This is a genomic window from Chryseobacterium panacisoli (assembly GCF_008274625.1).
Classification (GTDB): domain Bacteria; phylum Bacteroidota; class Bacteroidia; order Flavobacteriales; family Weeksellaceae; genus Chryseobacterium; species Chryseobacterium panacisoli.
This window is the reverse complement of record NZ_VTRU01000001.1, coordinates 2,336,514-2,346,872: the sequence shown is the minus strand read 5'-3', so window position 1 is coordinate 2,346,872 and position 10,359 is coordinate 2,336,514. Positions and strand designations below refer to the sequence as shown.

General features: G+C 37.4%; 7 protein-coding genes. All 7 read right to left on the bottom strand.

Translation table 11 applies throughout. From position 1 onward, the window contains the following. Nucleotides 1–900: 900 nt before the first annotated feature. A complete protein-coding gene (locus FW781_RS10515; protein WP_149387321.1) occupies nucleotides 901–1,470 on the bottom strand; it encodes a hypothetical protein in 570 nt (189 codons plus the stop codon). Between the two features lie 9 nt (nucleotides 1,471–1,479). After that, a complete protein-coding gene (locus FW781_RS10510) occupies nucleotides 1,480–2,004 on the bottom strand; it encodes a hypothetical protein (protein WP_149387320.1) in 525 nt (174 codons plus the stop codon). After that, entirely contained in the window at nucleotides 2,001–4,754 is a 2,754-nt protein-coding gene (locus FW781_RS10505) for a COG1470 family protein (RefSeq protein WP_149387319.1), read from the bottom strand. The genes FW781_RS10510 and FW781_RS10505 overlap by 4 nt, the downstream gene beginning before the upstream one ends. Continuing rightward, complete coding sequence (locus FW781_RS10500; protein WP_149387318.1) at nucleotides 4,747–5,547, bottom strand: WxL protein host-binding domain-containing protein; 801 nt, start codon at nucleotides 5,545–5,547, stop codon at nucleotides 4,747–4,749. Before FW781_RS10500 ends, FW781_RS10505 begins: the two co-directional genes overlap by 8 nt. A 104-nt stretch (nucleotides 5,548–5,651) precedes the next feature. Continuing rightward, nucleotides 5,652–6,230 (bottom strand): hypothetical protein, encoded by a 579-nt coding sequence (locus FW781_RS10495; RefSeq protein WP_149387317.1) that lies wholly within the window; start codon nucleotides 6,228–6,230, stop codon nucleotides 5,652–5,654. 176 nt (nucleotides 6,231–6,406) lie between these two features. Next, nucleotides 6,407–8,746, bottom strand: a complete 2,340-nt coding sequence (locus FW781_RS10490) for a phosphocholine-specific phospholipase C (protein ID WP_149387316.1) — start codon at nucleotides 8,744–8,746, stop codon at nucleotides 6,407–6,409. Between the two features lie 82 nt (nucleotides 8,747–8,828). Beyond that, nucleotides 8,829–10,349: a SusD/RagB family nutrient-binding outer membrane lipoprotein gene (locus tag FW781_RS10485; protein ID WP_228720172.1), complete on the bottom strand. Its 1,521-nt coding sequence runs from the start codon at nucleotides 10,347–10,349 to the stop codon at nucleotides 8,829–8,831. Between the last annotated feature and the right edge of the window lie 10 nt (nucleotides 10,350–10,359).

The following is a 10,359-nucleotide window of genomic DNA, read 5'->3' as shown; positions in this document are numbered from 1 at the left end:
GAGTAGGCCGCCGCCAGTTTTTATTTTATTTTTAAAAAATCCTTTATCATCAGATAAAGGATTTTTTTTGCTTTATAGCTATATATCTATATACCTACAGCTTGTATACTTAACAGGACAGAGCATACAGTACAGCTGAACACAGGGACTCATAAATAATGGGTAATCAGTAATGATAGATGCTATTGATTATTCATCCTTAGTGCTGATATTTTTCTTTGCTGTCACTATTACCGTTTACCATCCCCCCAATTGTCACTCCGCAGGAGTCTCAACAATACCTTTTAAATTTTATAAAGATGCATCAACTCTAAGTTTGGGCTGAAGCCATATGGAAATATTGCTTTTACATGAGAACGGGCTAAAGCCCGCTCCTATTGAATAAATATTAGTTTAACCGCAGAGGACGCGGATTTTCGCAGATGATCATGGAGAGCTTTTGATGAAAAAAGGATAAATCATTTCTATTGAATATAATGAATCTGTATTAAGCAGAACTCAAGAAAACGTAATGCAAACCCCCGGAACTCGCAACACGCAACCCGAATCTCGGATCCCACCACTCATAATTCATAACGCATCATTCATAATCCGTCTCGTCCCCTAGCCCCGATAGTAATGGTTACCCCGCAGCTTGCGTAGGAGAGTTGCAGGTTGGAGAGTTGGAGAGCTTTAGCGTGAGGTGTATGAATGGATAGCGGGAAAAGGCTCCTGAAATATTATTATTCTTAAGCTCATACACCGCCTATCTTATATAAAATATAGTCTACCTACGATCATAAGATAAAAGCAGCCGGAATCTGTCTTATTATACTCATATAGAAACAAAAAACCGCTTCAGTAAAGAAACGGTTTCCATTTATGGCATTTTGATTTTTTAATACTATTTAAAAACAGTTATTAATTGGGACCTATCGTGAAAACTACCTGTGTGTTATAAGTTGTTGCAGGAACTATTACAGAAACACCACTTATTTGAAGCTGCCCGTTGATAGCCGAATAAGTGACACTATTACCCAATCCCAAAACTCCCGAAAAATTTATTGTAAAGAATGCTGTAGCTACAGCTTGTGGTATTTCTACATAGGTTGTGCCACCATTGATAGTTGCAGTACAGCCAAGACAAAGTCCGCTGATATTAGTTGTCCCGCCACTCCTTTTGGCATAAAGGTGTAAATTGCTGTTCCATGTGGTAGGAGTATGGTGCACACTTACTCTGGCTGCTCCACTTGTGAGTAGATTTAGGAAAGACCCGGGTAATGTACCGGATAACGTGATCAAATTAGTTGCACTTTCATACGTTCCGGCATAGTTGGTTCCGGCTTCTGTAATAGTTGGTACACTTACAGTCCAATTACTGCCGCCCACATTTATAGTTTGTGCACCAATGAAGCTGCCAATCGTTAAAAGGATGCTGCTTACATATTTTTTTAAGCGTATTTTTCTGAAAAAGCAACTAATGATTTTCATTTTTCAATTTTATTCTGTGATAGTGTAGACAATTACAACAGCCGTATTAGCTTGTGCAATTAAGTTAGCATAAGTATTGGTCGTTAAAGAAATGGTGAGAGCATGGCCATTATTGGCTCCATTGCCTGTATAGGCACCTCCGATCCCGCTAATAATTGTAACAGGAGTTGTGGTAAGAGTAACCTGCCCTGAGGAAGTTCCCCGAGTTCCTGCTCCTGCTCCGGAAGCGGCGGCAGCCTGTAATCTTATATTAACCCCTGCAATAACTTTATTGACAGATGCTGTAATTCTTCTGGTAAGCCCTCCGGGTGCAATAGCGGAAGTGTAGTTTATCCATTTTGAGGTATTGGGAGTCGGATTACCAATGGCATTTCCTGCTTCGGTGGGGGAAGTGAAATTGAGCGTAAAATTTCCTGTGGGCTCTATATCCATTAAAGTTACGACAGGTAAAGTCATAGTGACAGTAGTCTGGGAATAGATTAGTCCTGACAAGATAAAAGACGCTAATAACAATAGGGAACGGATTAAAATCATTTTTTCTTTTTTATTTCATTATATCCTACCTTTAAGGATTCCTGCTGGTATTTTATTTCTATTTGTTGTTTGACAATATGAATATTTAATTTTTTTGTTTCTGAAGGATTAAGCGTAAATTGAAATTTGTCGTTCGAGACTTTATAACGTTTATCAAGACCATTGCGATAGACTTTAACCGTCCAGTCTCCAGGTCTGAGATAAGTAAAATCAAAATCCTCACCAATAAAGCATATTTTGCGGTAGGTCTGATCCTTGCCTGTAGCTTCTATAATAATACTTTCTTTTTTCTTTTTCTCTTTTTTAGCGAGCAGTTCAATAAGTCCGGTCTGATCTTTATCTTCTGTTTCTATAAACTGAATATGACCTTGAACACTAGCCGCTGTCGTTAATCCGAAATTAAAAATATTTTCTTTGTTACTCAGAGAAAGCGCTGCCGGAAAAGCCAATGTGGGAATATCATTGATCTCTGTTGTTGAACGGTCGATCTCCAGAAAATAATTGCCTGGAATCACATTTTTGAATACATAATTTCCTTCCTGATCGGTAACTGACAAATAACTTCCCAGCATTAATCTTATCCCTTCTGTCTTTTTTATCCCAAGATTACTGATATTTCCGGATAACGAAATATATTCAGCTGTTTTCTGTACCGGAACATTGGGACGCCATGTATAGCGCATGGAGAATATAAAATCTTTATCCCCAATTTCTCCTCTCTGTAATGAATATCTGCCGGAAAGATCAATTTCATTTCCGGGAAATAGCTGCTGGTGGAAGAGAAGTTCAAATAAATTTCTGTCTTTAAAATATTCTTCAGGCATATAATTGTTCTGATAGAAAATACTTAAAGTAGTCTGATCAGAAAAACGGCTGTAAATTCTTGCTCCATAATAAAGCTGTTTCTGGTTCTGCAGCTGGTATCTCGAACTGATGGCATAGCTTCCGAATACATTAAAATAGGTTCTGAATTTTTGAAATGAAAGATTCGCAGAATAAAAACTTGAATTACCACTAAATCCTGTCAGATAATTGTCTGTTTTGCCAAACTGCCCTTCAACATTCACTTGAAACATTCCGATCTGCTGATCAATACTTACCTTGAAAAAGCGCTCATAGTAATCAAACTGTTTGGGTTCTAAACGATCCTGGTACTTTTGATAACCGCTGTTAAGGATAACGGACCCATTGGAGCGGTATTTATATTGTACGCCATATTGTAAATACTGTCTGTAGGGAGCTGCTAAAAACAGAGTATCTCTCTGAAAATTTTTCACATCCTGTGTATAGTTGACAAAAGCACTGAGCTTTCTGGAAATTTTGTAATTAATGTTTCCGTTAAAAGTATTTGTATTCGTAAAATATCCTGCAAATTCAGGACTTGCTTTTACATACATTAAACTTCCGCTGAACTTTTCAAAAATAGCATCAGCCTGCAGCATATAAGCGGTTCCATCCGTTTTTTTTGTTTTACTGTAGGCCAATTCTCCGGAAATATTAAGGTTTCTTGAGATCTTGAATTTTCCTTTGGCATAAGGAAGATGAGCATCAGAATCAAGCCTCAGATCTCCATATCGGATTTCCTCTTTTCTTGGAGTCTTGTAAAGATATCCGACCGAAAGTTCTGATTCTTTCCGGATTTTGAAGGTGGAATACATATTAAATTCATCCTTAATATCTCTGAAAAACCTGGGATGATTATAAAAACCGCCCAGACTCACTTTATTAAAATCATACCGGATTTCTGCCCCGCGGCCATATCTTGCGAACTCTGTTAAATAAGATGAAGAATACGTTTTATCACCAAGATGAATAAAGAAGTTATCCCGTTTATAATTTACAAAATATTCTTCATACTGGGTAAATGTATTGAGATCTACAGGGTTGTGGGTAACCGCCCGGAATTCAATCTGGTTTTTGTTGTCTTTATCCAGTGTTCCTTTACCATAAATTTCTCCCTGAAAACCATCATTGTAAACCCCCATATTCTGCATTCCTATGAAAGATAATGAAAGAGCAACAGGAAGTCTGTGATAAATATCGTTTTCAGATGGTTTTACTGATATCACCTGAGTACTTACATAAACACTTTGAGTTTCTTTAAGATTACCTTTTGAGTATACCGAAAGATTAAGGTTCTGGAATTCATTTTGACTGAGTTCAGGGTTTGTTACTTTGTGTATCGTAATGATTTTTGACTCATTGGGTTCCAGTACTAATGAAGCCTCATTGTCAAGAATGGCATTTTTACTTTCAAGATGAATATCCTCTGTTATATTGCCATTATTTTTTAAAAGAAAAGAAGCTCGGATCGTTTCTCCGGCCCTTACAAACTCGGGTGAATTCAGAGCAGTAAGGGAAATATTTCTGTTTCCTGAAACTGTTATTTTTGATGTTTTCGTAAAGGATATCCCGTTATTCCGGTCAGTAATGCTCAGTGATACAGAATAACTGCCCTGGCTTGTTTCTGTTGCAATACGCAAAGGGACCAGATAAGCTGATATTTCATGGGCAGCGATCTGAAATTCTCCTTTTGCTAAAATGGGTGTTATAGAAGGACTTGAAGTAGTAACTGATATCTCATAAGTCCTGTTTTCATCCGAATTATTTTCTAATGTAAAAGGAATAGAAGTTGACATTCCCGGTAATATGCTATCTTTTTTACTGGACAATCGGTTGGATTGCTGTTGAGAAAAAATAAATATCGGGAATAATAAGATGATAATAAATAAAGTCCAAGTTCTAATCATTTTTTACTTCTAATTCCACATTGAGTGCAAATGCATTCTCCTCTTCATCCGTAGCTATTATGGCGGCTTTGTATTTGTCCGGTGGTATTTTACTGATATCGATGTAAAATGTTTTGGAGGTATCAGGCAGCAGTCCCATTGTTAAACTTGAATACGTTCCTATTTTTTCACCCGTTTTACGGTTATAGATTTCTATGGCTGTTGTCGGTTTGCAGTAAAGATTCCCATTATTGGCTATGGCAATCTTCACAGTTTGCTTTCCCTCCTGTTTTTCTACTTTTACACTTTCAAACTTAAGGTCCGGTTTGGCCTTTTCTGTTTCAAAATCTGTAATGACCTGGATAGCGTAGCGTATCACAGAAGTGATGTTCACTCCTGCTTTATTGTCGCTGGGCTTTATATCCTCTACTGGTTCTACAATAATGACACTCCAATAGCTTCCGGAATCTCTGGCTTGATTGGGTACCGTAATCTCATAAAAGACCTCTGTTTTCTCCTTACCTTTCAGAGTAACCAGGTTGGTATTGAGTTTTATCCATTCTCCATTCGTCCGTTTATTTGTATGCAAAGCCGAATAATTGATCGTTCCGTCAGCATGGTAAGCAAAGTCCTGTAAAAATAATTTTACACTCTGGGGAGTATTGCTTGTGTTTTCAATGGCTACCTTTCCTTTGTAAACCTTTCCGTTTTCAATTTTGTAAGAATGCGTAAGCCCGTTGAGAATCACAATGCCCGCATGTAAAAAGCTAAACTGCAAAATCAAGATGATCAAGAGAAGAATACGCTTTATCATTATATAAAGTTTGGAGTTAAATGATGAGTAATACAAAAACAGGAAGAAACTGAATGACAATTTCTTCTTGTTTTTGAAATAGAGAATAAAATGTATTTTAAATTCTAATTATCTGATATTGTATAAGTAACGGTAGCTGCTACAGTGGCTGTCGCCTGTAAATCTGCATAGGCTGCTACCCCTCCAGGGCCACTTCCTGCAGCAATTGCATACGTAAGATTGTGTCCGTTGTTGGCACCATTTCCTGTATAAGCACTTCCGATTCCTGAAATGATAGTCTGGTTGGCAGCACTTAATGTCAACAGACCAGCAGATGTTCCCAATGTTCCTGCTCCTGCTCCGGTAGCTGCTGCTGCTGTTACCTGAAGATCAACTCCGGGAATGATAGCATTCATTGTTACACTTATATTACGGGTAGGATCTGCAACAGATTTAATGGATGAATAATTAAGCCATAAAGTAGTGTTGGCTGTTGCCGGAACGATAGGATTTCCTGCTTCTGTAGGCGCTGTAAATCCAAGAGTAATGTTTTTTGTGGCAGACGGCTCAATATCTACCAGTGCAACTTCAGGAATAGAAATTGTGACTGTATGATTGTCTGTATTGGTATCCTGCGCGCTCAGATTTACAGACAGAGCAATCGCAAATAAAGACATTGCAATAGTTAAATTTAATTTTTTCATGATGCTAATAATTAGTTAAGTGAATATAACAAAATTCAGCATATTGTGAAAAAAATATATTATAATTTTTATATTGATGATTATTTACGTTATGTAATGCATTATATTTAAAAAATAACTCAAAAAAATCCTGTACCAATATGTACAGGATTTTTATCAATATTTTAAACATTTTTTTATGCCCAATGTGGATCAGAAACAGAAACTTTTCCGGTCTCTATTCTTCCGGCAAAATGCCATAGATATTCATTAAATGTTAATTTCAAATCATACCAGCCTTTATATTTATCGAGATCGATAATGATTTTTTCCTCCGGCTTTTGCACCGTGATTATTTTTTGAGTTTTTCCGTATAAGTCTTCCAAATGGATAGATTTATTTTTATTATTTCTGATAATAAGCTCCACCTGATTTTTTGAGGTCATATTTATCAGAATGATCTCCAGCTCGGGAATATTATTCCCCTTGAACTTCCTGAAAAAGCCATTGGGACCAAAAATTTCGTAATCATAAGCTCCGGAATGTACAGGATGGGACAATTCTTGTTTTGAATATAGGGCATATGAAAAATGATAATGGGTACTATTGAATTGAGTTCTGTCATAGATTAATAATGGAACTCCATTCTCTTTTAAATTGGTCATTTTAATCTGCTCACCTTCCAAATTGACGTGGAAATGATACGGAAGCGGATTTGAAGGTTTTAAACCCCTTTCCTGAATCTCAAGTAAATTACCGTTAAGTTCATTTTCAGAATACCATTTCAGATCCGGGACAGGTTTGTTTTTAGCCGCATTGATGGTCTTGGCATACTCTTTCTGATCCAGGTAATTCATCTGTGGAGCTTTTACATTGGAAGAATTGAAGGCGGATGTAAGATCTCCGCATACTGCTCTTCTCCAGTCACTGATATTGTCAACATGAACATTTTTCTTATATTTTTTCATGATGAAATTTTCCAGGAACTGCAGAACGGAAGTATGATCTGATACTTCAGAATTTACAAAACCTCCTTTTGTCCATGGTGAAGCAATAATCATTGGGACTCTGTAGCCTAATCCAACCGTTCCTTCGATCTTTTCATAATTTTTTAGAGAAGGATTCGACATATATTCCTGGGACTGATCCACATATTCCACCCCTTCTTTTCCGTTCATATCAATAGGCTGGCTCGGATTTACAGGCGGTGCAAAAGGCAGTACGTGATCAAAATATCCGTCGTTTTCATCATAATTGATGATAAATATTGTTTTTTTCCAGGTTTCAGGATCTTTGGTAAGAATATTCAAAACCTCAGAAATATACCATGCACCGTACCATGGTGATCCCGGGTGGTCTGAGAAATGTTCAGGAGCTACCAGCCAGGAAACCAGCGGGAGTTTCTTCTCTTCCACATCTTTTCGGAACTGGAACAGGACATCACCTTCCGGAACAACCAGCCTTTCCCCGTTTTCATCCTTCCCGATTTCCAGTTTCCAGTAATCCGGATCATTGGAGTTGGTGGTGAAGGCTTTTTCGTGAAGGTTTTTTTCTTCTTTTGAAAGTTTTGAATAATTGTCCGGATGATATTTCACCTGATCTTCCTGAACTTCAGCGAGCATAGTTTCCAGCCTTTCTTTCTGTTTAGGATTTTTTTCAATTTCCTGCTTCAGATACGCTATGATATTAGGAATATTCTGGTAATATCCTTTTGAAAATTTAACGTTGAATTTTGAAAACCATTCAATAGGATTATCCGTAAAATTACTCAGCCAAGCTTCCTGCTCTCCGGACATTCCTTTTGGAAGACTGATTTCATTCTGATAAATTCTCCACGAAACATTCTGCTGTTCTAAAATTTCCGGGAAGCTTTTCCATTTGGCCTGTCTCGCTTTGTCATAGTCAATATTTTCATTCACAACATTGGCCTTTACTTTTCCGTTTTGCTGTTCCCTCAAGGTTCCGGACCAAAGGAATAATCTGTTTGGAGTAGTCCCGGTAAGTGAAGAGCAGAAATACTGATCGAAGATGGTAAATGCATCTGCCAGCTGATAATAAAACGGAAGGTCTTCACGGTTATAATATCCTAATGTCAGTGGAATATTTTTGTAATCTTTATTTCCAGAAGCTTTAGCCTGAAGCCATTGGTCATATTTTCCCTTGTTCAGCGCTTTTTGCTGATCTGCCCATGAATGCGGCAGTGAGCTCATCCAGGTTGATTTTGTATTTCTCAAATCCAGACGGGCAGGAGATGCATATTTTCCCTCATCATTCTTTTGAAAGAAAACAGAATGTCCATCCTGTTTTACAAAGGCTCTTTTATCTAAAAAACCTCTTACTCCTTTGAGCGCACCGAATGCATGATCAAATGATCGGTTTTCCTGCATCAGAATTACCACATGTTCCGCATCATAAAACGTAGACTGGGCAGCAGGATCAATAGCCAGAGCTTTTAAAATGGAAGGATGCAGAACACTTGAAGTTCCTAATCCCGCTAATAAAAGACTTGATTTTTCTAAAAATTCTCTTCTGTTCATATTCAATCGTAATAAGAAAGAAACCGCAAGTTAATAGGATTTTCCTGCGGTTTCTTTGTTTTATATAAAATTAATCAGATTTCTACTGTAACCACCAGGGTTTAGAGTTAATATTATCATTTCCTCCATATTGGGCACTCAAAGCAGCTTTTAAATTATTGCTGTTATAGCTGTATTCCGATTGCGGATATCTGAATCTGAAAGGAGCTGCTACTCCTGCTTTTAGGGGATAGTTGGGATATCCTGTTCTTAAATAGTCATAATAAGAAGTCCATTGTGCCTGATGGAACATCGTCATGTATTTTTGAGTCATGATTTTTTCCAGCTGGGCTTGTAAAGGATCAGCATTATTATAAACAACCAAAGGCGTTGCCAGATACTGATTCACATCAAATCCTGAGAAATATTGTCCCTGGTTTTTTACATAGGTCTGATAAAAACTGAAACTGGCCTTGATCGCATTATCATAATGAGTTTTTGCCGATCCCGAAATCCAGCCTCTTGCCGTAGCTTCAGCCAGAATAAATTCAAGTTCTGAATAACTTAATACAGAAGCTGGTTCATTGGTAGGATCTTTATAAAAACGGTCGTTTACTTTAGAGATATTCTTAGCCGTGATCAGAGCAGCGTTGTCAGAGTAAGGAGAAGTAGGATTCCCTCCGTTATAAGCTGTAAAATCTGTGATGGCTTTTCCTGCTTCTTTTGCTCCTGTAGTCTGTGCTGCAAAAGTGAACAGACGTGGATCATGCCTGTCTTTGAACATATTGATGAAATAATCTGCCATATATAAGCTGGAACCATATCCGCTGTTATTAAACATGGTATATCTGCTGTCTGCAGCATCTGCAAATTTAAGCTCACCATTGTCAGCAATAGAAGTCATTAAAGACTGGCTTCCTGCAATAGAGGCAAATTCTGTAGCAATATTAAAATTTCCTACCGTATTTTTCTTGGATAAAGTGATCAGAATTTTCAGACGGAAAGAATTGATCAGCTTTTTCCACTTTAAAGCATCTCCGTTGTACACAATGTCACCTTCAATTTTATCATTGGTATTAATAAGATCATTGGCTTCTTTTAATTCTGATAAAATTCCGGACATCACGGCTTCCTGAGTGTCATATTTAGGCTGTGTAATCCCGGATTCACCTTTTGCTGCTTCAGAATATGGAGCACTTCCCACTTTTAAACTGATGTTGAAAAAATGATAGGCTCTTAAAAACTTTCCGATAGCCAGATAATTTTTATTTCCTCTCTTCTCCGCTTCCTGCATCATTTTTCCTGTATTCAACAACCCTTTTGTGTAGACTTCAAAAGAAGCATCATTCCACTTCATATACTGATACGAATTTTCACCATCCGTACCAATCATCATTCTTGAAGCATACATATTATCACCATTCACCTGAAATGTATATTTTTCAACGAAGGTCAGTAGGTTTTTAGGATCAATGCTGGCCTGGTCATTAGGATTCTCATTGATGGTATCAAGGCTGGTTTCACAAGAAGCCAATGTCAGAAGTCCTGCAGCAAATATAGACCTCATGAGCCATTTTGCTGTTTTACCTTTTTGCATTTTCTCTTTATTGATATTATTTTTCATTGTTGACGTA